This window comes from Aeromonas sp. FDAARGOS 1403, assembly GCF_019047325.1.
GTDB lineage: Bacteria > Pseudomonadota > Gammaproteobacteria > Enterobacterales > Aeromonadaceae > Aeromonas > Aeromonas dhakensis.
Window position 1 is genome coordinate 3,583,834 of the sequence record NZ_CP077249.1, and the last position, 25,388, is coordinate 3,609,221.

General features: G+C 64.3%; 17 protein-coding genes and 1 pseudogene. 9 read left to right on the plus strand and 9 right to left on the minus strand.

Annotation, left to right across the window (positions count from 1 at the left end):
- Positions 1-18: 18 nt before the first annotated feature.
- A complete protein-coding gene (locus I6L33_RS16635) occupies positions 19-1,404 on the minus strand; it encodes a tryptophanase (RefSeq protein ID WP_216972957.1) in 1,386 nt (461 codons plus the stop codon).
- A gap of 470 nt (positions 1,405-1,874) precedes the next feature.
- Here I6L33_RS16635 and I6L33_RS16640 point away from each other — a divergent pair, with 470 nt between their 5' ends.
- The 3 genes from I6L33_RS16640 (at position 1,875) to I6L33_RS16650 (ending at position 4,964) form a co-directional block, all read left to right on the plus strand.
- The gene (locus tag I6L33_RS16640) at positions 1,875-2,039 is read left to right on the plus strand and encodes a DUF2256 domain-containing protein (RefSeq protein WP_216972958.1); all 165 of its coding nucleotides are present in this window, start codon (positions 1,875-1,877) and stop codon (positions 2,037-2,039) included.
- On the plus strand, positions 2,039-3,559 hold the full coding sequence (locus I6L33_RS16645; protein WP_216972959.1) for a cryptochrome/photolyase family protein: 1,521 nt from the start codon (positions 2,039-2,041) through the stop codon (positions 3,557-3,559). Before I6L33_RS16640 ends, I6L33_RS16645 begins: the two co-directional genes overlap by 1 nt.
- Positions 3,560-3,710: 151 nt before the next feature.
- On the plus strand, positions 3,711-4,964 hold the full coding sequence (locus I6L33_RS16650) for a D-amino acid dehydrogenase (protein WP_017765456.1): 1,254 nt from the start codon (positions 3,711-3,713) through the stop codon (positions 4,962-4,964).
- A gap of 131 nt (positions 4,965-5,095) precedes the next feature.
- Here I6L33_RS16650 and I6L33_RS16655 read toward each other — a convergent pair whose 3' ends face one another.
- Positions 5,096-6,223 (minus strand): HPP family protein, encoded by a 1,128-nt coding sequence (locus I6L33_RS16655; RefSeq protein ID WP_216972960.1) that lies wholly within the window; start codon positions 6,221-6,223, stop codon positions 5,096-5,098.
- Between the two features lie 284 nt (positions 6,224-6,507).
- Here I6L33_RS16655 and I6L33_RS16660 point away from each other — a divergent pair, with 284 nt between their 5' ends.
- Positions 6,508-7,629: a glycosyltransferase family 9 protein gene (locus I6L33_RS16660; protein ID WP_216972961.1), complete on the plus strand. Its 1,122-nt coding sequence runs from the start codon at positions 6,508-6,510 to the stop codon at positions 7,627-7,629.
- A 72-nt stretch (positions 7,630-7,701) separates the two neighbouring features.
- Here I6L33_RS16660 and I6L33_RS16665 read toward each other — a convergent pair.
- Together I6L33_RS16665 and metE are read right to left on the minus strand one after the other, a co-directional pair.
- A pseudogene (locus I6L33_RS16665) lies at positions 7,702-8,368 on the minus strand (transporter substrate-binding domain-containing protein).
- A 425-nt stretch (positions 8,369-8,793) separates the two neighbouring features.
- On the minus strand, positions 8,794-11,058 hold the full coding sequence (metE, locus tag I6L33_RS16670; protein ID WP_216972962.1) for a 5-methyltetrahydropteroyltriglutamate--homocysteine S-methyltransferase: 2,265 nt from the start codon (positions 11,056-11,058) through the stop codon (positions 8,794-8,796).
- Positions 11,059-11,240: 182 nt separating this feature from the next.
- Here metE and I6L33_RS16675 point away from each other — a divergent pair, with 182 nt between their 5' ends.
- Positions 11,241-12,161 (plus strand): LysR substrate-binding domain-containing protein, encoded by a 921-nt coding sequence (locus I6L33_RS16675; RefSeq protein ID WP_216972963.1) that lies wholly within the window; start codon positions 11,241-11,243, stop codon positions 12,159-12,161.
- Positions 12,162-12,310: 149 nt separating this feature from the next.
- Here the strand turns inward: I6L33_RS16675 and I6L33_RS16680 are convergent, their stop codons facing one another.
- From I6L33_RS16680 to I6L33_RS16690, 3 genes are all read right to left on the minus strand, one after another.
- Positions 12,311-13,117 (minus strand): siderophore ferric iron reductase, encoded by an 807-nt coding sequence (locus I6L33_RS16680; protein ID WP_216972964.1) that lies wholly within the window; start codon positions 13,115-13,117, stop codon positions 12,311-12,313.
- A gap of 38 nt (positions 13,118-13,155) precedes the next feature.
- Positions 13,156-15,300: a TonB-dependent siderophore receptor gene (locus I6L33_RS16685; protein WP_216972965.1), complete on the minus strand. Its 2,145-nt coding sequence runs from the start codon at positions 15,298-15,300 to the stop codon at positions 13,156-13,158.
- Positions 15,301-15,555: 255 nt separating this feature from the next.
- Positions 15,556-16,455: an AraC family transcriptional regulator gene (locus I6L33_RS16690; RefSeq protein ID WP_216972966.1), complete on the minus strand. Its 900-nt coding sequence runs from the start codon at positions 16,453-16,455 to the stop codon at positions 15,556-15,558.
- 263 nt (positions 16,456-16,718) lie between these two features.
- Here I6L33_RS16690 and I6L33_RS16695 point away from each other — a divergent pair, with 263 nt between their 5' ends.
- On the plus strand, positions 16,719-17,459 hold the full coding sequence (locus tag I6L33_RS16695) for an SDR family oxidoreductase (RefSeq protein ID WP_010634159.1): 741 nt from the start codon (positions 16,719-16,721) through the stop codon (positions 17,457-17,459).
- Between the two features lie 104 nt (positions 17,460-17,563).
- On the opposite strand, the gene I6L33_RS16700 is transcribed toward I6L33_RS16695, so the two are convergent.
- Positions 17,564-18,469 (minus strand): LysR family transcriptional regulator, encoded by a 906-nt coding sequence (locus I6L33_RS16700; protein WP_214453861.1) that lies wholly within the window; start codon positions 18,467-18,469, stop codon positions 17,564-17,566.
- Positions 18,470-18,570: 101 nt separating this feature from the next.
- Between I6L33_RS16700 and I6L33_RS16705 the strand changes: the two genes are divergently transcribed.
- From I6L33_RS16705 to I6L33_RS16715, 3 genes are all read left to right on the plus strand, one after another.
- Positions 18,571-19,209, plus strand: coding sequence for an NAD(P)-dependent oxidoreductase (locus I6L33_RS16705; RefSeq protein ID WP_216972967.1), 639 nt, complete (start codon positions 18,571-18,573; stop codon positions 19,207-19,209).
- Between the two features lie 451 nt (positions 19,210-19,660).
- The gene (locus tag I6L33_RS16710; protein WP_216972968.1) at positions 19,661-20,731 is read left to right on the plus strand and encodes an isopenicillin N synthase family oxygenase; all 1,071 of its coding nucleotides are present in this window, start codon (positions 19,661-19,663) and stop codon (positions 20,729-20,731) included.
- Between the two features lie 92 nt (positions 20,732-20,823).
- On the plus strand, positions 20,824-21,987 hold the full coding sequence (locus I6L33_RS16715; RefSeq protein ID WP_029303189.1) for a PLP-dependent aspartate aminotransferase family protein: 1,164 nt from the start codon (positions 20,824-20,826) through the stop codon (positions 21,985-21,987).
- Positions 21,988-22,080: 93 nt separating this feature from the next.
- Here the strand turns inward: I6L33_RS16715 and I6L33_RS16720 are convergent, their stop codons facing one another.
- Entirely contained in the window at positions 22,081-24,858 is a 2,778-nt protein-coding gene (locus I6L33_RS16720) for a pitrilysin family protein (protein ID WP_216972969.1), read from the minus strand.
- Positions 24,859-25,388 lie beyond the last annotated feature (530 nt).

Genomic DNA, 25,388 nt, shown 5'->3' on the forward strand with positions numbered 1-25,388 from the left:
GCGCCGAAGTGCTGGCGATCAGAGCGGCTTGAGCCGTGCGGTGAAGTGACGCAGCAGCGGCGGCTCGTAGTCGAAGGTGAGCCCGCGAATGTCGCTGGCCCGCGCCTTCACCGCGATCAGGCAATCGGCCACATAGTCCATGTGATCCCGGGTGTAGACCCGGCGCGGAATGGTCAGACGCAACAGCTCGAAGTCCGCCGCCTCCTGCTTGCCGGTGGCGGGATCGCGCCCCAGCAGCAGGGAGCCTATCTCCACCCCGCGCACGCCCCCTTCCAGATAGAGCTCGCAGGCGAGCGCATGGGCCGGGAACTGCTCGGCCGGGATATGGGGCAGCAGCTTCTTGGCATCCACAAACACCGCATGGCCGCCAGTGGGGGTCTGGATGGGGATACCGGCCTCGGCCAGCCGCTCGCCGAGATAAGCCACCTGACTGATGCGGTAGGTGAGATACTCCTCATCCATCCCCTCGCGCAGGCCGATGGCAAGCGCCGCCATGTCCCGCCCGGCAAGGCCGCCATAGGTGACAAACCCCTCCATCGCCACGCAGCGCACCTGCACCGCGCGAAACAGCTCGAGATCCTCTTTGAAACAGCAGAGCCCGCCGATATTGACCAACCCGTCCTTCTTGGCCGACATGGTGAAGATGTCCCCCAGCGCAAACATCTGGCGCACTATCTCCTTGATGCTGCACTTGGCATAGGCCGGGTCCCGCGCCTTGATAAACCAGGCGTTCTCGGCGAAGCGAGCGGCGTCGATCACCACCGGAATATGGTGGCGATGGGCCAGCTCGGCAACCGCCTCCATATTGGCCATGGAAACCGGCTGGCCGCCTGCGCTGTTGCAGGTGACCGTGATGATGATGCCGGCCACGTTGTCGGCCCCCAGCGTCTCGATGGTGTCGCTCAGGCGAGGGAGATCAAAATCCCCCTTCCAGGCGTAGGGGGCCGTGGTGTCGAGGGCTTTCGGGGTGAGCAGGTTGATGGCCCGCGCGCCGGCCAACTCCACGTGGGCCTTGGTGGTGTCGAAGTGGTAGTTGGAGATGAAGACCGGCGCCTTGCCCCGGCAGCGCTTGACCAGTTCGGGGAAGAGGATCTGCTCGGCCCCGCGCCCCTGGTGGGTGGGCATCACATGCTGGTAGCCAAAAATCTCGCGCACCGTGCGCTCCAGCTCGACGAAGTTGCGGCTGCCCGCATAGGCCTCATCCCCCATCATGATGCCCGCCCACTGACGATCGGACATGGCACCTGTGCCACTGTCGGTCAGCAGATCGATGTAGACATCCTCGGCCAGCAGCAGGAAGGGGTTCCAGCCAGCGGCCTCGAGGGCGGCGCGGCGCTCGGCGCCAGTGGTCTGTTTGATGGGCTCGACCATCTTGATACGAAACGGTTCGGGTATACGACGCATAAAAGACTCCTCACCGGCGTGGGGCCAGTGTGTTTGAAATCGGGATTGGCAAAGAGGCCGGGGCGATCAGGGTCGTCCGGCTGACAAATTCAAACGGCGGGTGCCGCCAATCAGCGGTGAGGAAAGTCGAGGGTCAGAATGGGATCCCGGGTGTACCAGTGGGCGAGCAGGCAGGCTGCCCGGGGCGTAGCTGTCACGATTGGCATCACTCCCCTCCATGTCGGTTGTAACCAGTCGGTGGCCAATAAGATCCATTGATGGGTGCTGCCAGCAGGCAGCCTCCCCAAGTTAACAACTGGTTGCCATGCAAACAATCTGAGTGTCAACGGGTTGTGCGTCTGCTCACAAAGCGCCCATTCAGCGGACTCGATACCGGCGACAGTGATCCCCCCTGTGCCCCGCTTCGTTAAGCTGTTATCCCGGTGACTTGATCCTGTTCACGCCGCTCCTTGCCAACCATCGGAAGTCCCATGCATCGCAAAGCCCATCTGCCAGAGAAGATCTGCCCCGTCTGCCAGCGCCCCTTTAGCTGGCGGCGCAAGTGGGCGCGCAGCTGGGAGGCTGTGCGCTACTGCAGCGAGCGCTGTCGTCGCGCTCGTCACCGCAGTCATCAACATAATGGGGAGCATGTCTGATGGAGCTGCGCCTGGTGCTCGGCGATCAGCTCAACGCCGCTCACAGCTGGTTTCGCACGCCGGATCCGGCGGTCTGCTACCTGATGGCGGAGCTGCGCCAGGAGACCGACTACTGCCGCCACCACCGCCAGAAGGTGCTGGCCTTCTTTGCCGCCATGCGCGCCTTCGCGGCGGCCCTCGGCAAGGCGGGCCATCGCGTCTGTTACCTGACCCTCGATGAGAGCGCCCGCTGGCCCGACTTGCCCAGCTTGCTGGAGGCTCAGCTCGAAGCACATCAGGCCGACAGCTTTGCCTGGCAGAGCCCGGACGAGTGGCGCCTCGCAAGCCAGCTAAAAAGCTGGGCGGCGGGCCTGACCATCCCTGCCACCGAGGTGGAGAGCGAACATTTCCTCACCCCCCGCGATGGCTGGCAGCGCTACCCCCACAGCCGGATGGAGTTCTTCTACCGCGCCCTGCGAAGGCAGTACCGGGTGCTGCTCGATGAGCGTGGCCAACCCCTTGGCGGGCGCTGGAACTTCGATGATGAGAATCGCGCCAAATTGCCGGCGAGCCAGCCGATCCCGGCGCCCCTCACCTTTGCCAACGAGGTGAGCGACATCGATGCCATGCTGACCCGCCACGGCGTCAGCACCATCGGCGAGGCAGATGCCAGCAGACTGCCCTGGCCCATCAGCCGGCGCCAGAGTCGCGAGCTGCTGGCCCATTTTCTGGCCCACTGCCTGCCCCACTTTGGCCGCTATCAGGATGCCCTGAGCGAGCGGGGCTGGAGCCTGTTTCATAGCCGCCTGTCGTTTTCCCTCAACAGCAAGATGCTTCATCCGCTTGAGGTGATCCGCGCAGCCGAAGCCCACTGGCAGGCCAATCAGGCCACTATCACCCTGGCGCAGGTGGAAGGGTTTATTCGCCAGATCCTCGGCTGGCGCGAGTTCGTGCGCGCCCTCTACTGGGAGAAGATGCCCGACTATCAGCGCACCAATTTTCTCGAGGCCGAGCGGCCGCTGCCCGGTTTTTTCTGGAGCGGCGAAACAAACATGGCCTGCGTGCGTCACGCCATTCGCCAGTCTCTGGATCACGCCTACGCCCACCATATCCAGCGGCTGATGGTGACCGGCAACTTTGCCCTGCTGGCGGGGATCCATCCTGACGAGGTGGATGCCTGGTATCTCGGTATCTATGTGGATGCCATCGAGTGGGTCGAGCTGCCCAACACCCGCGGCATGAGCCAGTTTGCCGATGGCGGCCTGATGGGCAGCAAACCCTACGCCAGCAGCGGCGCCTATCTCGAGCGGATGGGCCACTACTGCAAGGGGTGTCACTATCAGGTGAAAGCCCGCAGCGGCGACGGGAGTTGCCCCTTCAACAGCCTCTACTGGCATTTTTTATGGCGCAACCGGGACAAACTTGGCGGCAATCCTCGCCTCGCCCTGCCCTATGCCAACTGGGATGGCCAGGCCACCGAACAGCAGCACGCCATCCTGACGACGGCGGAGCAGTACCTGATCCGGCTGGAGCAGCTCTGACTGCCACAGCTAATGCCAACAAGTCCACAAATTTCAACATTGAAAACCAGTTAAATAATTGTAAATAGATATATATCCCAATTATATCTACACCAGTTGAATATCCTGTGGCGGCTGATTAATGTGAGGGCCCCAGTCAAGGAGAGACAAGATGGACATAGTGGTACTCGGTGGTGGCGTGGTCGGCGTGACCAGCGCCTGGTATCTGGCCAAGGCGGGTCACAAGGTGACCCTGCTGGAGCGGCGTGACGGGGTGGCCCTTGAAACCAGCCACGCCAATGCCGGCCAGATCTCCCCCGGTTACGCGGCCCCCTGGGCGGCCCCCGGCATTCCCCTCAAGGCTGCCAAGTGGCTGCTGCAAAAACACGCTCCCTTCACGGTGCGGCCGACTTCGGATCCCTTCCAGCTGCGCTGGATGCTGAAGATGTTTGCCAACTGCACTCCGGCGGCCTATGCGGTCAACAAGGGGCGCATGGTGCGTCTGGCCGAATACAGCCGCGACTGCATGAAGCTGCTGCGCGACGAGCTGGCCCTGGACTACGAGGGGCGCCAGCTCGGTACCCTGCAGCTGTTCCGCAGTCAGGCCCAGCTCGATGCCAGCAAACGCGACATCGAGGTGCTGGAAGAGTACGGTGTGCCCTATCAGTCCCTCGATGCCGATGGCTGTGAAGGGGCAGAGCCGGCACTGGCCCGGGTACGCGGCAAGATAGTGGGCGGTCTGCGCCTGCCGGGGGACGAGACCGGCGACTGCTTCCGCTTCACCAAGGCCATGGCAGCGGAAGCGCAGCGACTGGGGGTCAAGTTCGTGTTCAACTGCGCCATCGACGAGATCGAGCTGGCGCAGGGACGCGCCGTGGCGGTGCGGGCCGGCGAGCAGCGCTTCAAGGCCGACGCCATCGTCTGTGCCCTCGGCAGCTATGCCACCGGCTTCCTGCGCCCGCTCGGGCTCGATCTGCCGGTCTACCCGGTCAAGGGCTACTCCCTCACCCTGCCGATGATCAACGCCGAGGCTGCGCCGCGCAGCACAGTGCTGGACGAAACCTACAAGGTGGCCATTACCCGTTTCGATGAGCGGATCCGGGTCGGCGGCATGGCGGAGCTGTCGGGCTACAACCTGGCCCTCAACCCGAAACGGCACGACACCCTGGCCATGGTGGTCGGTGATCTCTTCCCCGAGGGGGGCGACATCAGCCGCGCCGACTTCTGGACCGGGCTGCGCCCCATGACGCCGGACGGCACCCCGCTGGTGGGCCCAAGCCCCATCCCCGGTCTCTGGCTCAACACCGGCCATGGCACCCTGGGCTGGACCATGGCGGCGGGCTCGGGTCAGCTGTTGTGCGATCTCATCAGCGGCAGCGACACCGCCATCAGCGATGAAGGGCTCACCCTGGCCCGCTACGGCTGAGCCTTGTCCTCCGTCTCTCTTATCCCAACGAGGGAGTGCCTGGCACTCCCTCTTGTTTTGACCTTGTTCGGTTTGTTCAGCCATGCAGTGCCAAGGCACAGACAACAACAAGGCCCCGCGAGGGGCCTTTCTTATGGGCTGACCGGCGCACCGGTTTCACCCTGCGCCGGGTGCAGCGCCAGGTTGAACAGCGCCGCCACCATGTCCGACTGGGTCAGGATCCCCACCAGCTGCTCGCCATCCACCACCGGCATGTGGTGCAGACCGCCATCAGAGAAGGCACCCACCAGATCGTAGAGCGGCTGATCGTGGCGAGCGGTCGACACCTTGCGGGTCATCAGGTCCGCGACCCGCAGCTCGGCCAGATCCACAGCGCCTCGCGGCTGATGCAGTACCCGGTCGATCATCAGGTCGTGCAGGGTGATGATGCCGCTCAGCCGACCGGCCTCGTCCACCACCGGCAGCGCCTTGACCTGATGGTGGGAGAGCAGTTGCCAGGCCGCCATGGCCGGCTGCTGCGCCTCTATCAGGATCAGATCCCGCGACATCACCTCCTGCACCCGCACCGTGCCCACCCTGGCCCGCAGGGCGTGCAACTGGGCCTCCTGCAGCAGCGCCTGCAGATCCTGGCGGCTGATGTCGAGCAGCTCGCCGTGCTTTTCCAGCGCAAAATCGATGTCCTCCGCCTGGGTCGCCACCCGCTCGCTCGGCTGGGGATCGGCGGTCTGATGGCGGTTGGGCCGGGCCTGACCGCGGTTGGGGTAACGGCGTCCCAGCAGCCGGTTGTAGCAGAGCGCCAGTAGCAGCAACAGCAGCGAATTGAGCAGCACCGGCAGCAGCACATAACCCACCCCGAGCTGGCGGATCCCCTCGCCGCCGATGACTGCGGTCAGGGCCACGGCGCCGCCGGGGGGATGCAGGCTGCGGGTGAGTAACATGGCGGCGATGGCCAGCATCACGGCGAGGGCGGCAGCCTGCGCCGGATCCGCCACCAGGCTGGCACTCAGTACCCCCATCAGTGCCGAGACCCCGTTGCCCACCAGGATGGACCAGGGCTGGGCCAACGGGCTGGCTGGCGCCGCAAACAGCAGCACGGCGGAGGCCCCCATGGGGGCGATCAGCCAATGGGCCTCAAGCCCCAGCCCCCAGCGGCACAAGAGGGCGGTGCCCAACAGCCCGACGAAGGCGCCAAGGGCGCCGTAACAACTCTCTTTGAGACTGGTATTGGTGGATACCGGAAAGAAATCCCTGAACTGCATGGGGCTCCTGCGAGGATAACATTCATTTCAAATGCGCGATTTTAACGACATACCGCGGGCAAATACCACCAGGAGATGCGATCTACTCCGCTCAGCCATCCCGCCCCAGGAAAACAGGAATCATACGGAAACACCCCTGTTCCATCCGAGCACTCTGAAACTGTGACTCAGCAACAAATTCTTACAAAAAATGGCGAGCCCCCCTCATTTTTCTCTTTTCTTAACCTCGGCTTAAGAAATGTCGTGTCACCTTGAGGCCATATTCATGCACGGAGCCACTACTTATGAGCACTATCAGAGATGCCCTGCGCCGCTTCGACGGTCAGCGCCGCTGCTGGACCGCCGGGCTGGAGCGGGCCGCCCTCGCCTGGCTCGCGCGTCAAGGCCGACTGCCGGCAGCCAGCCAGCCTCCCCAGCGGATCCTGGTCATTCGCAGCACCTGCCGCATCGGCAACAACCTGTTTCTGCTGCCCTTCCTGCAAAAGGTACGCAGTGCCCACCCCCATGCCGAGATAGAGCTGGTGTGCATCGGCGGCCAGCTGCTCCCCTTCCTGGCCGATCTGCAGCTGCAGCGCATTCACCCGGTCAGATTGCAGGGCAAGCGGCTGCTGGCCTCCCTGTCGGTGCTGTGGCGACTGCGCCGTCCGCACTACGATCGGGTCTATGTGCCCTTTGCCTCCAGCACCGATCACCTCATCGCCGGCTGGGTAAAGGCCCGCGAGAAGCTGGGCTTTGACGATGCCAAGGGGGATGCCCTGTTCCCCCAGCCCCTCACTCCCAACGATCACTGCCACTACGCCCACCAGCCGCTGCAACTGCTCGGCATGCACGGTCATCTCACCGATCAGATTGAGCTCGGCAGCTTGCTGCACAGCGCCAGCCCACGGCTGCTGGCACTCAGGCAGGACTACCCGGAACGGCCGCTCATCGGCTTTTTCACCGGTGCCCGCAAGGGCAAGGGGCTCTCCCTGCCCCAGTGGCAACGGCTGCTCGGGGATCTGCGCCGCCACTATCCCGCCGCTCTGCTGATCCAGCTCGAGGATCCTGCCGATCCCCAGCCCCAGCTCGGCGACGTGCAGGTTGGCCTCAGCAGCCTGAGCGAGCTGGCCCGCTTTGCAGGCGGCCTCTCCCTCTTCGTCAGCGGTGACACCGGGCCATTGCACCTGGCCGCCGCCAGCGGCGTGCCCTGCCTCGGCCTCTTTACCCAGACCGATCCCGCCCGCTACGGCTGCCTCGGTGCCCAGCACCTCAATCTGGTGATCGGCGATCGCAATGCCATCCCCCTCGATCATCACTGGCTGGCCGGGGTCATGGCACGCACCCCGCTCAATCAGGAGAGGTTACCTGCGCCAACCCCGGCCCCTTGCTTGCCAGGTGCGCCCTTGCCGCTCCCTGCTGCGGGCTGATCCAGCCAGCGCCCACACCGGCAGGGCGATTCAGCTCGTCCTGCCGGTCCACTCCTCCTCTCATCATCAGCGTCAACGATAGCGAGCCTCCATCCTGGCCAGCTCGCCACTTTGCCGTAGTCGCGCCAAGATGCGAGTCAACTCGTCCACCCTGGCGGCGAAGGGGGATGAGTTGGCAATACAGAGGTGGAGCGGCGTCAGCTCCAGTTGCAGGGGGGACTTCCGTAATCGTCCCCGCCAATCCCAGTTGAGCCAGCTTGAAGCGCGCCACCAGAGGATCCGTGATCATCAGATCCCCCCGACCGGCCGCCAGCAACTTGAAGACATTGTCCACATTGCTGGTGAGATGGACCTTGAAACCGACCAGGTTCTCCTTGCCCCAGCCATTGCCGATATAGTCGAGAATGGTGAACGCCTTGAGATCGCTCAAGGCGCGGGCCTGGTTGAGACGGGCCAGGGCCGGATGGCCGGTTTGCGTGAACAGGGTCAAGGGGGAGAAGGCCACCGGGGCCTCGACCACCCGGGTATAGGCTCGCCGCTCCCGGGTCGGCACGGTGACGAAACCGTCGGCTTGACCGGCACGGACCAGTTTCTGCGCCCGCAACCAGGGATATCCCTCATGATGCACCTGAACCCCAAGCTCGAGCCCGACTCTATCCATCACATCCACCATGAGGCCGCGCATCTTGCCCTCCTCGTCACGCCATGAGTAGGGGGAAAAATCATCGAAATAGACCATGTTGAGCGAAGCGGCGGCAACCGCCTGGGAAGATGCCGCCAACAACAGCCCCCATAAACACCCGAACCAGAGACCCGCTTTCATCATGTCAGCCCCGCCGTCATCACCCTGCCCTGAGCCTAGCGCAAGTGCATCGAATCAAAAAATGGGCGAGAGCTCGCCGGCGCAGGCGGGGTAATATCGTCAAGCTGCCACGCTTGCTGGTCGAGGATCCAGCCTTGCAAAACAGGGGGAACATGGCGGGGTTATGGGGGCTGCGTCCAGTATTCGGGTACCGACGTGCCACCCGGCCTGCCCGCGCCGTCATAGCTACAGACCCTCCCCCGGCCAACATCAACGGCTGCTCCGGCATAAAAAGAGAGGGAAGGCTTGCGCCTTCCCTCTTCGTTATGCCCGTACTCTCTTGTTGTTTGCGGATAGCCTTATCAGGCCAGCTCGGTGCGCAGCGCCTTGGTGGCATCGACCATCACCTTGAGGGCGGCCTCGGTCTCTTCCCAGCCGCGGGTCTTGAGGCCGCAGTCCGGGTTGACCCAGAGCCGCTCTGCCGGGATCTGCTTGGCGGCCTTGCGGATCAGATCCTCAATCCAGCCCTGGCTCGGCACGTTCGGCGAGTGGATGTCGTAGACGCCGGGCCCTATCTCGTTCGGGTAGTTGAAGCGCTCGAACGCACCCAGCAGCTGCATCTGGCTACGGCTGGTCTCGATGGTGATCACGTCCGCATCCAGCGCCGCCACCGCCTCTATGATGAGGTTGAAGTCGCTGTAACACATGTGGGTGTGGATCTGGGTACTGTCCACTACCGGGCTCGCGCTCAGACGGAAGGCGCGCACCGCCCAGTCGAGGTACGCCTGGTGATCCTGTTTGCGCAGGGGCAGCCCTTCGCGGATCGCCGGCTCGTCGATCTGGATGATCTTGATGCCGGCAGCTTCCAGGTCTGCCACCTCGTCGCGAATGGCCAGGCCAATTTGCAGGGCAGACTGTTCGCGGCTCACGTCTTCGCGCGGGAAGGACCAGCAGAGGATGGTCACCGGGCCAGTCAGCATACCCTTGACCGGCTTGTCGGTCAGGCTCTGGGCAAACTGGGTCCACGCCAGGGTCATGGGGGTCGGCCGGTCGATGTCGCGGGTGATCACCGGCGGCTTGACGCAGCGGGAGCCATAGCTCTGTACCCAGCCGAAGCGGGTGATGGCAAAGCCATCCAGCAGCTCACCGAAGTACTCCACCATGTCGTTGCGCTCGGCTTCGCCGTGCACCAGCACGTCCAGCCCGATGGCCTCCTGGCGCAGGATGGCATCCTTGATCTGGGCCTGAATGCCCGCCTCGTAGGCACTGCCGTCGATACGACCGGCTCGCCAATCCTGGCGCAGTACCCGAATCTCCGAAGTCTGCGGGAAGGAGCCGATGGTGGTGGTCGGCAGCAGCGGCAACTTGAGATCCGCGCGCTGTGCCTCGGCCCGCACCGGGTAGGCGCTGTGGCGTTCGAAATCGCTGTTGGTGAGGCTGGCGAGCCGTGACTGCACCGCCTTCTTGTGCACCCGGCTGTCAGACTCCCGATCCACGATGGGCTGGCTGTAGGCATTGATCTTGTCCAGCTCCCCGCCATTGAGATGGTCGGCCAGCAGCCCCAGCTCGTAGCATTTTTGCAGGGCAAAGGCGAACCAGCTGCGGGTCTGGGGATCCAGCTCGTGCTCCAGGGTCAAGTCTACCGGGCTGTGCAGCAAGGAGCAGGAGGAGCCGACCCAAAGCCGCTCGCCGAGCTTGGCTTTCAATGCTTTCAGGGTCGGTACCAGCTTGGCCAGGTTGGCACGCCAGACGTTGCGACCATTGATGACCCCGGCCGAGATGACCCACTGGGCCGGCAGGTGCGGGACCAGGGTCTCCAGCTGCTCGGGGGCCGCCACCAGATCCAGATGCAGGCCATCCACCTTCAGGCTAGTGATGATGTCGCGCTGATGGGCCACCGAACCGAAGTAGGTGGTGAGCAGCAGCTTGCAGGGGCCGGCCAGACGCTCATAGGCGTTGAGGTAGGCGAGGCGCCACTCGTCCGGCAGGTCCAGCGCCAGCGCCGGCTCGTCGATCTGCACCCACTCCACCCCCTGGGCGGCCAGTTTCGCCAGGATCTCCTGGTAGACGATGAGCAGGCGGTCGAGCAGCTCGAGACGGGAGAAGCCGCTCTCTTTCTCCTTGCCAAGCCAGAGGTAGGAGACGGGGCCCAGCAGCACCGCCTTGACCGGCAGCCCCAGCGCCTTGGCCTCTTCCACTTCGTCAAACAGCTGGCTCCAGCCCAGTTTGAAGCGCTGATCGCGGCTGAACTCGGGCACCAGGTAGTGATAGTTGGTGTTGAACCACTTGGTCATCTCGGCAGCCGCCGCCGCCGGACCGGTCGGTGCACGGCCACGGGCGACCCGGAACAGGGTATCGAGGTCGGTGTCGCCATGACGGTGGCGGGCGGGGATGGCATCCACCAGCAGGCTGGTGCCAAGCACCTGATCGTACCAGGCGAAGTCACCCACCGGCAGCAGGGTCACACCGGCCTGTTGCTGGGCCTGCCAGTGACGCTCACGCAGGCTCTTGCCGGTGGCGATGAGTTCGGCCTGGCTGGTTTCGCCGCGCCAGTAAGATTCGAGGGCAAATTTCAGCTCGCGCTTGGCGCCGATACGGGGAAAGCCCAGGGTGTGTGCGCAGGTCATAGGTTCCATTCCTTATGCTCATTCATCTGATGGTGAACTGGATGATTTAGCCATCCAGATGTTTACACATCCAAAATGACAAGATAAGGTGGCGTTGGCTATTGAATCCTTTTCAACTGGCTCTCAAGAAATTCTCAAGGCGGGCAACAAACTGCCGCCCAGGCACAACAAGGAGGGATACCATGGCGGTGTCAAGCAACCCGGGGATCGACATCAAGCACCTGAAGACGGTGAGCGCGCTGGCCGAGCAGGGCTCGCTGGCCGGGGCGGCGCTCTGCCTCAACCTCACCCAGTCCGCCCTCTCCCACCAGCTCAAGGAGCTGGAGACCCGCCTCAATCTGGAGCTCTATCTGCGCAAGAGCCGGCCGCTGGTGCTGACCGCGGCCGGCAACCAGCTGCTGGGGCTGGCCCGCCAGGTGCTGCCGGCGCTGGCGCAGACCGAGAAACAGCTGCAGGCCCTGCACAGCGGCGACGCTGGTCGCCTTCACCTGGCGCTCGATTGCCACAGTTGCATCCAGTGGCTGCTGCCGCTGTTGCCCGCTTTTCGCCGCCAGTGGCCGGGAGTGGATCTGGAGGTGGAATCGGTACCGGGCTTTGATGCCATCAGCGCCCTGCTCGGCGGCCAGCTCGACCTGCTGCTCACCTCGGACGTGCAGGCGCGCGGCGATCTCCACTTCGAGCCGCTGTTCGCCTTCGAGCTGGTGCTGGTGATGGCGCCGGATCACCCCCTCTGTGGCCAGCAGACCATCAAGCCTGAGGATCTGCGCCCCGAGGTGCTGCTGGTCTACCCGGTGGAGCGGGCGCGGATGGACGTGTTCAGCCGCTTCTTGCAGCCGGCCGGCATCGAGCCCGCCCGCTGCAAGCCGGTGGACAACACCTCCGTGATGCTGCAGATGGCCGCTGCCGGCCTTGGCGTCGCTGCCCTGCCCCGCTGGGCCTGCGAGGAGTTCGTCCGCCAGGGGCTGCTCGAGGCGCGCCCGCTCGCCGAGGGGGTACGCCGCCACATGTATGGCGCCGTGCGCGCCGCCGACCGGGATCAAGCCTGTCTGCAGAGCCTGTTTGAACGTATTCGCACCAAGATGGGCGATGTAAAAGTGCAGTAACTTGCAAGAGAAGGGACGCTGCGCCGACCAGGATCATCTGAACCTGTAAACGGCAGAGCCTGTTCGAGCCATTCGCAGCAAGATGGGCGACGTAAAAGCGCAGTAAAAAGCCGCCTGAGGGCGGCTTGTCATCACGCAAGTCTTCTTATTCAAGTACCCTCTTCACAGCTCGCCGCCCCATGCCGCCGCGGGCAGTTGGCGCATAGCTCACCATCGCGACGCTTGTAGTGCAGGCAGCAGCGCTGGCGCACATAACCGACCAAGCCGGCCGCTGGCGGCCAGGGCGCCGGCTGCCAACCCGCCAGATGCTCGGCCGGCAGGCCGCAGGCGGCAAGCCAGTGCGGCGCATGGGCCGCCACCTCGGCGGGGCTTATCTCGTCAAAGAACTCGGGCACCCGCACCAGCGCCGCCAGCAGATCGTCCGCCAAGAGTGGCCGCACGAAGCCGGGTCGCAGCCGCTGCACCTGCCCGAGCGCAGTGAACAGCGCCTGCCAATGGGCCTGCAGCCGCTCGCCCGCCGTCTTGATCAAGAGCTCCAGCTCCCCCTTGATCATGGGTTCGGCCGGCAGGGTAAAGCCCGATACCAGCCCATCCTGATAACCCTGGCCCAGCCTCTCCAGCGCCGGCACGGCCCGCAGCCGGTAGACGGCCACCATGGCCAGATAGATGGATTGCCAGCAGAGCATGCCCCAGCTGCGGGTGAGCCAGTAGGCGGGGCCCGCCTCCGGATGGGCCAGCCGCCAATGCTCGTGCAATGCGGCCGCCACCTCGGCCGGCGTGGCCTGCTTGGCCGCCGTCAACAGCGCCGAGGCCTCGCCGGCAACCACCAGCCGCCCCTTGAGGGACGGGATAAGCCCGGCAGCGGCGGCAAATAGGGCGCCGTGATCCGCCAGTGCCTGCAGATCCGGCTCGCGCTGCGCCACCGAAGTGCGGGCACGACGGCCGGCGCCGCTCATGGGATGAGAGAGTCCCGGGAGCGGCCCGGGACGCAGGGTCAGAATGCGTATTTGAGTCGCGCCTCCACGCTGCGCTCTGCGCCGAACCAGCAGTTGTTCTGGTCGTAGCAGGAGTAGTAGGTCTTGTTGAACAGGTTGCTGGCGCTGAGTGACACCTCCACTCCTTGCAAGCGCTGGCTGAGCCGGGCCAGATCGTAGGAGGCGGCCATGTCCATCAGCAGGTAATCCGGCACCGTATCGGTGTTGGCGGCATCAAGCTGGGCCTCCCCCACGTAGCGCAGGCCAGCCCCCAGGCGCGTCCCTTCCAGCGGGCCGGCCGGCAGGTAGTTGCTCCAGAGCGAAGCCATTTGCTTGGGCACCCAGACCGGGGTCTTGCCCTGCAGGCTGGTGGTGTCGCGGGTGATCTCCATCTCCTGACGGGTATAGCTCAGCGCCAGATCCCAGCGGCTGGTGAGATCGAGTCTCCCCTCCAGCTCGACCCCCTTGGAGACCATCTCGCCGGTCTGCAGCTTGGGCCCGTAGACGTTGGCCGGATCCGTCACCAGGGCATTTTGCTTGGTGATGTGGAAGACCGAAGCGGTAAAGGTCTTGCTCATGTCCTCGGAGAGGAACTTGAGCCCCCCCTCCCACTGCCGGCCGGTGGCCGGTTTGAACGCCTGGCCCTGCTTGTCCGCCCCCGCCACCGGTTCGAAACTCTCGGCATAGCTCACATAGGGCGAGAGACCGTGATCCAGCTCGTAGAGGGCGCCGAGGCGCAGCGAGAGGTTGTCCTGATCAATCTGGGCCAGGGTGTTGCTCGCCGCCCCCTGATAGAGGGTCCGGCTGTCGGTGTCCATCCGGTAGCGGTCGTAGCGGGCGCCGCCGATGGCCACCAGCCGATCGAGGCGCACCTGATCCTGCAGGTAGAGACCGCTCTGGTACTGGCGGATGGTGCGGTTGTCCTGATAGTTGAAGGCCAGGTCTGCCGGCACTATCTGCTGGTGGTTCGGGTTGAAGATGTCGATGGCGGGGGCAGAGTAGTCGAGGGTATCCCGGTAGAGAATGCGCGCATCCAGATACTGGTAATCGACCCCCAGCAACAGGTTGTGCTGGGCCTTGCCGGTCTGCACCTTGCCCGCCAGCTGGTTGTCGATGACAAAGCCGCGAGACTCTTCATCGGTCAGGTAGGCGTTACGGGCCAGGGTGCGGTTATCGGCCGCCAGTGCCGCGTTGTAGGTGTTCTGCTGGTTGGCCGAGGCATCCATGTAGCGGGCGTTTTGCAGCAGCTGCCAGTTGGCGTTGAAGTCGTGGCTCAGCTTGTAGCCAAGCAGGGTCACCTCCCGGCTGTAGTGGTTCCAGTTTTCATCGCCAAGGAAGGTGTCGCTGCCCAGCTGGCCCAGCGGGTTGGATTTGACCGAGCCGCTAGCCGGCACAGTGGTGTAGATGCCGGCTTGCGGGTCTTTCTGGTAATAGAGGTTGAGGTTTAGCAGGGTGCGCTCACTCAACTGCCAGTCGAGAGAGGGCGCCAGCACGTAGCGCTCCTCCTCTGAGGTCACCGCCTGGCCCTCTTTCTGGCGGGCCAGCCCCACCAGCCGATAGGCAAACTGATCGTTGAGGACGCCGGTGCTGTCGAGGGTCAGCTCCTTGAGATTACCGGTGCCACTCGCCAGGCTCACGCTGTGGCTGGCCTCCCGCTGGGGGCGCTTGGCGATGAGGTTCACCATGCCGCCGGGGGGCATGCTGCCGTAAAGCACGGAGGTGGGCCCCTTGAACACCTCCAGCTGCTCGATGGCCACCGGATCGATCTGGGGCTGCAGGTTCCAGTCGTTGTACTGCAGCAGCAGGCCGTCGTAGAAGTTCTGGTAGTTGTCAAAGCCGCGGATGTTGAACAGATCCAGCCGGTTGACCGCCCCGCCCCGCAGCTCGGTGTTGACGCCGGGCACGTAGCGCAGCGCCTCGCTCACCGAGCTGACGCCGCGCTGTTCCAGGGTATCACCCTCCACCACCGAAATGGCCTGGGGCGTCTCCAGGGGGTCGAGCCGGGTCTTGGTCGCGGTGTTGCGATAGGTCTCGCCGAGCACGGTCAGGGTCTCGTCGGCCCGGGTCTGTGTCGGGCGCTCGGTGGCGGCTGCCTGCACAGGGCCAGCCAACAGGGCGGAGAGGGTCGCGGCGACCAGGGTCAAAGGGGGGTGAGTGGCGTACATCTGATCCTCGAATGCAATGATTGAATAGTAACAAATCTCATTTGCATTTTATTGGGTCATTTTGCCCTTGAATTAACAATTTGGGGCATGTTGGCGCGAAAGAGGGAGAAAATGCGGCCACTCTGGCCCCATCCGGCAACCTCAACTGACGGCAGCAACGCAGGCGATGTCGAATGGATAGCAAGGCCTGGCGCAGCAAAAAGGGAAAGCGGGAATAGTAGCGCCCGGCCTCCGCCGGGCAAGGGAATAGCCGTGTCAGAGAGGGGCGACGGGCAGCCAGTACTCCATGCGGGCATCCGGCTGGTTGCCGTCAAAATCGGGGGCGTAACGCTCCAGCTCGAAACCGTCCAACCCGCGATAGCCGGAGCTCGGCAGCCAGTGCAGGATGAACCAGTTGAGGGTCTGCCCCAGCTGACTGACCGGGCCCACGTGACTTAGCACCGCGTAGGTCTGGGCCGGCACCGGGAGGCGCGCCAGAGCGGCGGGCAGGCTGGCCCCCTCCTCCATCACGCTGCCCGCCCAGTAGGGGAGCGACTCGCCGGCACCAGAAACATCCACCACCCCCACCCGCTCCTGCCCGGGTGGCAAACCGCCCGCAGTGCGCAGGGCACGCCAGATGGCGGGCACCGTCTGCTGAAAGTCGGGGGCGGCGGCAAACAGCCCGCGGATCTGCCCCTTCACCCCTTGCAGGATAAAGCCCGGCTGGCTCTCGATCCGCACCTGTACCAGCCTGGCAGGCATGGGCTGCGGCAAAGTCGCCCGCACCAGGGGGGTACGCAGTCCCAGCCGCAGGCCCCGCTTGCGATAGGCCAGCGGCGAGCAACCGAACTGCTGCTTGAAGGCGCGGCTGAAACTCACCTCGGAGCCGAAACCGTAACAGAGCGCCAGATCCAGCACCCGTTGGCGACCAGAAAGCAGCGCCTCTGCCGCCTGGCTCAGCCTGAGCTCGCGCACATAGTGGGCCACCGTCAGCCCCGTCTCATGGAGGAACACCCGCTGCAACTGCCAGCGCGACCAGCAGCTCTGCTCCGCCAGCTCGGCCAGCGCCAGCGGCTGATCCAGGTTGGCATGGATGTAGTCGAGCACCCGCTCGATGCGGGTCAGCTGGCTGTGCGGCTGAGGCACGGCGTCAGGGATGGTGGACAAGATGGTCATGACGAGATCGGATCTGGCTATCGGCAAGGCGCTGCGCGCAAGGGCCCCATTAAACATGGCCGCCACCTTGGCGGCAAGGGCTGGCGATATGGTCACGTCCGCCCTCTTGCCAGGTGGCTCGAGTGCTGGTCCGTCAAGCCAGCTTGGCAGGCTGTCACAAAAGTGACGCGTTTCCCTGTCAGATTGTTTGAAAACAAATATATCAATTACCTCAAAAAGCCCATAAAGTCCTCGTTCGAATCTTTTATGCAGGGAGAGCCTAGATGAAGAAAGTTGCCTTGATCACCGGAGCCCGTGGCGGCATCGGATCCGCCATCACCACCGCCTTGCTGGCCCAGGGGTATCGCATCATCGCCACCCACTCCAGCGCCAACGGCGCGGCGGCGCACGACTGGTATGCAGAGCAGGGTTTTCGGCCGGATCAGGTGCGGCTGCTGGCGCTGGACGTGGCCGACACCGCCATGTGTCGCGAGGCCCTGGGCCGCTTGCTGCAGGATGAAGGACGGGTGGACGTGCTGGTCAACAATGCCGGCATCACCCGGGACGGGGCCTTCAAGCGGATGACCCCGGAGCAGTGGTTCGAGGTGATCCACACCAACCTGTGCAGCCTCTACAACGTGACCCAGCCGCTGTTCGACGCCATGTGCGAGCAACGTGATGCCCGTATCATCAACATCTCCTCGGTCAATGGCCAGAAGGGGCAGTTCGGCCAGGTCAACTACTCGGCCGCCAAGGCGGGCATGCTGGGCTTCACCAAGGCGCTGGCGGCGGAAGGGGCCCGCTTCGGGGTGACGGTCAACGCCATCGCCCCCGGCTACACCGCCACCCCCATGGTGGAGGCGATCCGCACCGACATCCTCGACAGCATCAAGGCCGACATCCCCATGCGCCGACTGGCCAAGCCGGAAGAGATCGCCGCCGCCGTGGTGTTTCTTGCCAGCGAGGCGGGTGCCTATATCACCGGCGAGACCCTGGCCATCAACGGCGGCCTCTATATGAAGTGAGGCCTGGCCTTATCTAATCGACATAGCACATCGACAGAGGGCAGCCCGCGGGCTGCCCTCTTTTTTGATCCGGCCAACCGGAACGGCCTTCTTCCTTGCCCGGACTACGGACGTGTCGCCGTGGCCCCCACCGGCTCGGCGAAGTGGCTGCGCAGGGCGGCGATCACCCGGCGCACCTTCTCCGGGATCTCCCGCTGCGGGGTGATGGCGTGGATCTCCATGGGCGGCACCCGAAAGCCCGGCAGCAGTTCCAGCAGGCGACCCGAGGCGAGATCTTCTGCGATCTCTCCCTCCGGCTGCAGCGACACACCCTGCCCCGCCAGGGTGAACTGGCGCAGCGGCAGCACGTTGTTGCACACCACCCGCGGCTTGGGCTTGACCCTGTGCCCCTGCCCCTTCTCGTCGAAGAAGGTCAGGCCGCCGCTCAGCATGTCGGCGGCCAGCCAGTCGTGTTCCAGCAGCGCCTCCGGGCTGCGCGGGGTGCCCTTGCGCGCCAGATAGGCGGGCGAAGCGCACAGCAGCATCCGGGTCTGGCCCAGCTTGCGCGCCACCAGAGTGGAGTCCGAGAGCGTACCGACCCGCAGCGCCACGTCGATGCGCTCGGCAATGAGATCCCGCTTCTCGTCGTCGGCGATGATCTGGATGCACAGGCCGGGGTGGGCCTGCAGCAGCGGCGAGAGCGCCCGCGCCAGCGGCTGGCCGGCCATCCCCACCGGGGCGGTGATCCGCACCTCCCCCAGCAGGCTGTCACGCACCTCCGAGAGGCGCAGCTCGGTCTGGTTGAGGGTCTGCTGCAGAGACTGGCACCCCTGCCACACCACCTCCCCCGCCTCGGTCAGGTTGAGGCGGCGGGTGGAGCGGTGCAGCAGGGTGAGGCCGAGCAGGCTCTCCAGCTGGCTGATATGCTGACTGACGGCGGAGGGTGTCATGCCGAGGGCCTTGGCGGCGCCGGTCATGCTGCCCGCCTCGACCACGGCGGCGAAGATGGCGTAACGCTTGAGCTGTTCCATTATTAAATCCAGCTTATAAGTGAATGCAATTTACAACGGATTATTAAATCACATTCGGGGGCGTAGGATAGCCCCATTCCAACAGTGAAGGAGAATCTCCCATGAAAATTGCCCTGATCGGTGCCAGCGGTTTTGTCGGTACAGCCATCCTCAATGAAGCCGTCAGCCGCGGCCATCACGTCACCGCCATCGTGCGTGACGTGAGCAAGGTCGCAGTTCACCCGCAGGTCACCGCCGTTGCGGTGGATGCCCAGGACAGCCAGGCGCTGGCCAAGGTGCTCAAGGGGCACGATCGGGTGATCAGCGCCTACAACCCGGGCTGGACCACCCCGGACATCTACGACCAGTATCTCAAGGGGGCCAGCGCCATCGTGGCCGCCGCCGTCGCGGCCAACAGCTGGCTGCTGGTGGTCGGCGGTGCCGGCAGTTTGGAAATTGCCCCGGGCGTGCAACTGGTCGATACCCCGGAGTTCCCGGCCGAGTGGAAACAGGGGGCCCTGGCCGCCCGCGACGGCCTCACCGCCCTGCGCCGTGAAACCGCCCTCGACTGGCGTTTCGTCTCCCCCCCCGTGTTCCTGGAACCCGGCGAGAAGCGTGGCGGCTACCGGCTCGGTGCCGATCAGGTACTGTTCAGCGGTGAACAACCGGCCGAGATCACGGTCGGCGATCTGGCCGATGGCGTGCTCAACGAAGCGGAAAAACCGGCCCACCTGCGCCAGCGCTTCACCCTGGGTTACTGAGCCTGACCTCGGCACCACACAGGGCTGCGCGCCCGTCACACAAAGGGAGGCATCAGCCTCCCTTTTTGCATCTCTGTATTTGGGAATCTCTGTGCTGGCAGCGATGCTCGCCTCTCTATTTGCCCAACTTGCCCAACTCGCACTCACATTGCGCTCAAGCCGGTACATGCCGAGTCAGGCCAACATGGGTGCCAAGCGCGCCGGTATATTGCCATTATCGCCGCTCAATCCGCAGCCACCCGGATGGGTGGCGAATTCTATTTCGATTTTTGTATATAACTAAGAATAATTTGTTGCTTCCGTCTTATAACTCCGAACAGTAGCATCTCCCTCAATCCAAATGGCGCCATCCCTGGCAACAGGGCGTTGGCCGGTTTATCGGTCAGGGCGTCGTCGTTTTCATGTCAGGTGTGCGGGTAGCCTCCCGCCCCTGGTCAGTGAGGAGGTGCACATGGAACATTCACCACTGCCGATCATCGATCTCGCCGCCCTTGATGGCGCCCCCGAGACCCGTCGCCAGATGCTGGCCACCCTTGGCCGGGCGGCCCGTGAAGTGGGCTTTTTCTATCTGATCGGCCATGGCCTGAGCGAGGAGGAACAGCAGGAAACCCTGGCGCTGGCAGCCCGCTTCTTCGCCCTGCCACAGCAGGAGAAGCTGGCGGTGCAGATGGTGCACTCCCCCCACTTTCGCGGCTACAACCAGGTGGGGGCCGAGCTCACCCGGGCGCGGCCGGATCTGCGCGAGCAGTTCGACCTCATGAATGAAGAGGTCGCCCTCGATGCCGCCAGCCTGCAGCATCCCTGGCAGCGGCTGATCGGCCCCAATCAGTGGCCTGCCGCCCTGCCCGACATGCAGGCGCAGCTGCTGGCGTGGCAGGAAAAGTTGAGCGCCATCAGCCTCACCCTGCTGGCCGCCTTCGCCGAGGTGCTGGAGCAACCAGCCGGGGTGTTTGACGAGAGCATTCGCGGCGCCCCCTATCAGCACATGAAGCTCATTCACTACCCGGGGCAAGCCGAGGGTGGCAGCGGTCAAGGGGTGGGTGCCCACAAGGATCCCGGCTACCTGACTCTGGTGATGCAGGATCATCACTCTGGGCTCGAGGTGGAGACAGCTAGTGGCTGGATCTCGGCGCCGCCCCTGCCGGGTGCCCTGGTGGTCAACATCGGCGAGCTGCTGGAGCTCGCCTCCAACGGCTACCTCAAGGCTACGCTGCACCGGGTGGCAAGCCCGCCGCCCGGAGTATCTCGCCTCTCCTGTGCCTTCTTCATGGCGGCGCGGCTGGATGCAACCGTGCCGCTGCTCAGCCTCTCCCCCGCGCTGGCAGCCCAGGCGCTGGGGCCCGAGAGCGACCCGACCAACCCGCTCTTTTATCAGGTGGGGGAGAACGTACTCAAAGGGAGGCTGCGCTCCCACCCGGATGTGGCGGTCCGCCACTATGGCGTCGCCCCGCCGTCGGCCAATCCGCAGATGACAAACGGGCAAACTACAAAGCGCGATCGGCGCGAGCCACAGCTCGCCTGACGCTGCCATACCTAATAGACGGGGGCGCCGCGACGCCCCCTTCAGACGACACAAGCAGTTGGGCCACAGCCTGGCAATGACGGAGCAATACAATGAAATTCAAGACCATGAGCGTGCACAGCGGCCAGCGGATCGATCCCCAGACCGGCGCCCTCACCACCCCGCTCTACCAGAGCAGCACCTTCAGCTACTTCAACGCCCAGGCGGGCAAGGAGCGCTTCGCAGGTCAAGCCCCCGGCTTCATCTACAGCCGCTTTGGCAACCCCACCACCGCCGAGCTGGAGCAGAAGCTGGCGGCGCTGGAAGGCGCTGACGAGGCGCTGGTGGTGGCGAGCGGCATGGCGGCGGTGAGCGCTATCATGTATGCCCTGGCCGACAGCGGCGATGAAGTGGCCTATATCGGCCCGCTCTACGGCGGCACCGATGCGTTTCTCAAGCAGACCTTCAGCCGCGCCGGCATCAAGGTCACCGCCTACGAGAGCGATCAGGATCTGCTGGCCAACATCCGCCCCGCCACCAAGGTGGTACTGTTCGAAACCCTGACCAACCCCACCCTCAAGGTGGTGGATCCGCGGGTGGTGGTGGAAGCGGCCCGCAAGGTGGGCGCCATTACTGTGTGTGACAACACCTTCCTCACCCCCTATTTGCTGCGCCCGCTCGAGCTTGGCATCGACATCGTCATGCACAGCGGCACCAAATACCTGGGCGGTCACGGCGACATCATCGCCGGGGTGGTGGCGGGCTCTCACGCACTGATGAAGTCGATCCGTACCGTGGCCCTCAAGCACATCGGCTCCCCCATAGGCCCTCAGGAGGCCTACCTGCTGCAGCGTGGGGTCAAGACCCTGCCCCTGCGCATGGATGCCCACCTGCACAACGCCCAGAAGGTGGCCGACTTCCTGGCCGCCCATCCGGCGGTGAAGAAGGTGATCTACCCGGGGCTTGCCAACCATCCGGGCCACGATGCCCTCGGCGCCTTCGCCAGCGGTTTTGGCGGCATGGTGAGCATCGAGCTGGAAGGTGGGTTTGCCCGTTGCGCCACCCTGCTCGACAACCTGCAGCTGTTCGTGCAGGCGGTGAGTTTGGGGGATCTCGAGAGCCTGGCCTGCCATCCGGCCAGCACCACTCACGCCGCCATGGACGAGGCGAGCCGCCTCGCCGCCGGGGTCAATGACGATCTCATCCGCTTCAGCATCGGGGTGGAAGATGCCGACGATCTGATCGCCGATCTGGCCGCCGCCCTGGCCCTGATCTGACTGTCAGCCGCTTTTGAACGCAAAAAAACAGCCCGCCCCCTGCCAGGGGGCGGGCTGTTTTGCTTGCGGCCGTCGCCCAATAGGGGCAACCCGCTAGGGTGTGACGGAGAGGCGCTGCACCGGCCAGCCCAACGCGGCCAGCTCGGGAGCCAGCGTCTTGGCATCCCCCACAACCAGGATCACCATGTCGTCGGGATCGAGCCAGCGGCGGGCCAGCTCGCGCAGGGTAAAGGGGGAAAGCTGGCTCACCTGCTTCACCTGCTGCTCCACATAATCCTGCGGCCACCCTTTGAGCAGGATGGGTTGCATGTAGGCCACCTCCTGCGGCAGCGTCTCGTAGTCGAGCGCCTGGCCATTAAGCACCCGATCCCGCAGGGTACGCACCTCCAACCGGGTCGGCCCCAGCCGCTGATACTTGTCGAGCTCCTGCAGGATCTGCCGCAGCGCCGCCCCGGTCACTGCGCTGCGTACGCTGCTTTGCAGCAGGAAATAACCCGCATCGACGTTGCCCTCGAAGGTGGCGCCGATAAAGTAGGTGTAACCCAGCTCCTCACGCAGCCGGATGTTCAACCGCTCGGCGAGGGAGACATTCATCAGCCGGGTCAGGTACTGCTCGCCGAAGGCATCCTCTGCCATGGCGCGCCGCCCCACCCGGATCTGGCTGAGCGCAGCCCCGGGATTGTCCAGCAGATAGATGGCCCGTTTGGCCTGCTGCCCACGCCACTCCAAAGAGCGCAGGGCCGCCGGCTGACCCGCTGGCTCGACCAGAAAGCCGAGGGCTTTCATCACCCGCTCCTGGGCCAGATCCCCGCTCACCACCACTTGGGCTTCCCCGCTACGATGGACCGACTGATAAAAATGGCGCACATCGTCCAGGGTCAGCGCCCGCAGGCTGGCCACGGGATCCAGCGGCTTGCTCCCCTTGAGCAGGGCACCGAACTGCCAGTCCGCCTGCCACTGGGGATCGCGAGCCAGCTGTTGCAGCCACTGGCTGTAGTCAAACTGGCTGCGCTCGAAATCGGCGCTGCGCATGGCGGGCTGCAGCACCAATTCCCGTACCAGCGCCAGCACCTCCTCGAAATGGGAGGTGAGCCCCTGGACCTCGATGGAGCTGCGCTCCTCACCATGTTCGAATCTGATGCTGGCTCCCAGCTGGCGCGCCCGCTCCTCGATGCTCGCCTCCTGCAGCTGTTCGCTGCCAAGGGAGAGCATGGCGTCTGTCAGGGTGGCGACCCCGCCCTTGCCCTCGGGCTCGGCCCGCTCACCGCCCGGCCAGTTGATGCTCATGGCAAAGGCCGGCACTTCGTCGCTGTAGTGGCCCAGCAGAGAGACCCGCTCACCCAGCTTGGCATGCCACAGGGTCGGCATGGGCACCGGCAAGGCCCCGCCACTGGCCGGCTCCTGGCGTCGATCCAGGGTCTCCTTGATCTGCCTGGGAGCCAGCGTCTGCAGCGGCCGGGCCAGCGGCAAGGGGGGCGGCTCGACGAAGTTGGGGTTGCCCGCCTGCCACTCGGGATGCTCGGCCGGCACCACGCTCAGCACCACCCTGGGCTTGTTCAGCACATAGCGTGTCAATGCCCGCTGCAGATCGGCCGGCGTCACCCGGGCAAGGCGCTTGAGGTTGCGGTACTGGAGGTTGGGATCCTGAAACAGGGTATAACCTGTGCCCAGCTGCTCCACCTTGCCGGCCACGCTGTCCAGCGGCCAAATCCGTTTGGCGCGCAGGGCATTGACCGAGTGGGCCAGCTGCTCGCGGGTGACCCCGTCGCTGGCGAGCTGGCCGATGACCCGATCGATCTCCGCCTTGATGGGGCCAAGCTCGGCCCCCCTGGCCAGATTGGGAATGGCATGGATCATCAACTTGCATGCCAGCACATTGCATTCATGGCTGGCAGAGACGGAGACCAGCCTGCCGCTTTGCTGCAGCTCTCGCTGCAGCAGGCCACTGGCCGAGCCCCCCAGCTGATCCGCCAGCAGATCGAGGGCCTCGACCCCGGGATCACTGGCAGAGACGGTCGGATAGGCCAGCACCAGCAGGGGTTCGGCCACCCGATCGGTCAGGGTGCGATAGCGGCTCTTCTTCAGCGTCACCGGCCGCACCAGCGGCCGAGTCTGGGCCGGGGTGGCAGGCAAGGCCCCAAAATAGCGCTCGACCCAGGCCAGGGTCTGGGCCGGTTGAATGTCACCGCCGATCACCAGGGTGGCGTTGTTGGGCCCATACCAACGCAGGAAGAATTGGCGCACGTCCTCCAGGGTGAGGCGATCCAGATCCGCAACCCGGCCAAACGGCGTGTTGAAGTAGGGGTGATTGGGCGGGTAAAGCGTGCGATTCAGCGCCTCATAGAAGCGCCCATAGGGTTGATCTTCGACCAGGTTGGCGCGCTCGTTCTTGATGATGTCGCGCTGCACGTCCAGCTTCTGCTGATAGAGGGTATCGAGCAGAAACCCCATGCGATCCGCCTCCAGCCAGAGCACCTTCTCCAGCTGATTGGCCGGCAGCGTCTGGAAATAGCGGGTCTGATCCTCCTGGGTCCAGCCGTTCACATCCTTTGATCCCATCTGTTGCAGCAGGCGGTTATGGCCCTCCTCCCCCACGTGGGCCGAGCCCTGAAACATCATGTGCTCGAACAGGTGGGCCAGCCCGGACTGGCCCGGCGCCTCTTCTTCCAGCCCCACCCGGTAGTGGACCGCCACGTGCACCAGGGGATCGGAGTGATCCTGGGTCAGGATCACCGTCAGGCCATTGTCGAGCCGATATTGCTGATAGGGCACGATCAGCGGATCGGCCACTTTTTTCTGCTCCTTGACCAGCACCGGGCCGGCCAAGGCCAACACACTGAAGAAATAGAGCAAACTCCACACGACTCTCATGTAATTTCCCAATTCTCGAACCTGAACATTATTACGGGTCACCATTGCTGCCCTTCATTGGTCTCGCAGCAAGGGGAAAACGGCGACGGCACGCCATGGGCGTAACGCGCACTATTGAGCATATAAATATTATTTTCGCCCCCCACGGGGCTGCCGCGAGCCGGCCGCCACGCCGCGTCGGATCACCTGCTGCCACGGCCTCGTGGTATCGGCCTGGCCAGGCGGTCAGTGTAATCAATCAGGCTCGCAGTGGATATCTTGAATGGATATTCATTTGTAACAAGGCATATATCCCGCCCATCCCGCGAGCCCACCGCACCCTATTTTGTGGTACAGATGGAATAGAACGAGTCGGCTACCAGAGCGGCGGCGGGAATATATTTCCGGCACTGATTGATCAGTCAGGAAATAATCGATGCGCCACAGTTAATATCTATTTAGTTAATAACAGTGCCACTGCATGGCAAAACCAAGACCTCATCCCTTGCAGCGTCAATGGCATCGAGCCTGCCCTGTTCCTGCCAAAAAAA

Bases quoted from the DNA above. Each gene is read 5' to 3' on its own strand.
- I6L33_RS16635 (WP_216972957.1), bottom strand. From the start codon at position 1,404: ATGCGTCGTATACCCGAACCGTTTCGTATCAAGATGGTCGAGCCCATC.
- I6L33_RS16640 (WP_216972958.1), top strand. From the start codon at position 1,875: ATGCATCGCAAAGCCCATCTGCCAGAGAAGATCTGCCCCGTCTGCCAG.
- I6L33_RS16645 (WP_216972959.1), top strand. From the start codon at position 2,039: ATGGAGCTGCGCCTGGTGCTCGGCGATCAGCTCAACGCCGCTCACAGC.
- I6L33_RS16650 (WP_017765456.1), top strand. From the start codon at position 3,711: ATGGACATAGTGGTACTCGGTGGTGGCGTGGTCGGCGTGACCAGCGCC.
- I6L33_RS16655 (WP_216972960.1), bottom strand. From the start codon at position 6,223: ATGCAGTTCAGGGATTTCTTTCCGGTATCCACCAATACCAGTCTCAAA.
- I6L33_RS16660 (WP_216972961.1), top strand. From the start codon at position 6,508: ATGAGCACTATCAGAGATGCCCTGCGCCGCTTCGACGGTCAGCGCCGC.
- metE (WP_216972962.1), bottom strand. From the start codon at position 11,058: ATGACCTGCGCACACACCCTGGGCTTTCCCCGTATCGGCGCCAAGCGC.
- I6L33_RS16675 (WP_216972963.1), top strand. From the start codon at position 11,241: ATGGCGGTGTCAAGCAACCCGGGGATCGACATCAAGCACCTGAAGACG.
- I6L33_RS16680 (WP_216972964.1), bottom strand. From the start codon at position 13,117: ATGAGCGGCGCCGGCCGTCGTGCCCGCACTTCGGTGGCGCAGCGCGAG.
- I6L33_RS16685 (WP_216972965.1), bottom strand. From the start codon at position 15,300: ATGTACGCCACTCACCCCCCTTTGACCCTGGTCGCCGCGACCCTCTCC.
- I6L33_RS16690 (WP_216972966.1), bottom strand. From the start codon at position 16,455: ATGACCATCTTGTCCACCATCCCTGACGCCGTGCCTCAGCCGCACAGC.
- I6L33_RS16695 (WP_010634159.1), top strand. From the start codon at position 16,719: ATGAAGAAAGTTGCCTTGATCACCGGAGCCCGTGGCGGCATCGGATCC.
- I6L33_RS16700 (WP_214453861.1), bottom strand. From the start codon at position 18,469: ATGGAACAGCTCAAGCGTTACGCCATCTTCGCCGCCGTGGTCGAGGCG.
- I6L33_RS16705 (WP_216972967.1), top strand. From the start codon at position 18,571: ATGAAAATTGCCCTGATCGGTGCCAGCGGTTTTGTCGGTACAGCCATC.
- I6L33_RS16710 (WP_216972968.1), top strand. From the start codon at position 19,661: ATGGAACATTCACCACTGCCGATCATCGATCTCGCCGCCCTTGATGGC.
- I6L33_RS16715 (WP_029303189.1), top strand. From the start codon at position 20,824: ATGAAATTCAAGACCATGAGCGTGCACAGCGGCCAGCGGATCGATCCC.
- I6L33_RS16720 (WP_216972969.1), bottom strand. From the start codon at position 24,858: ATGAGAGTCGTGTGGAGTTTGCTCTATTTCTTCAGTGTGTTGGCCTTG.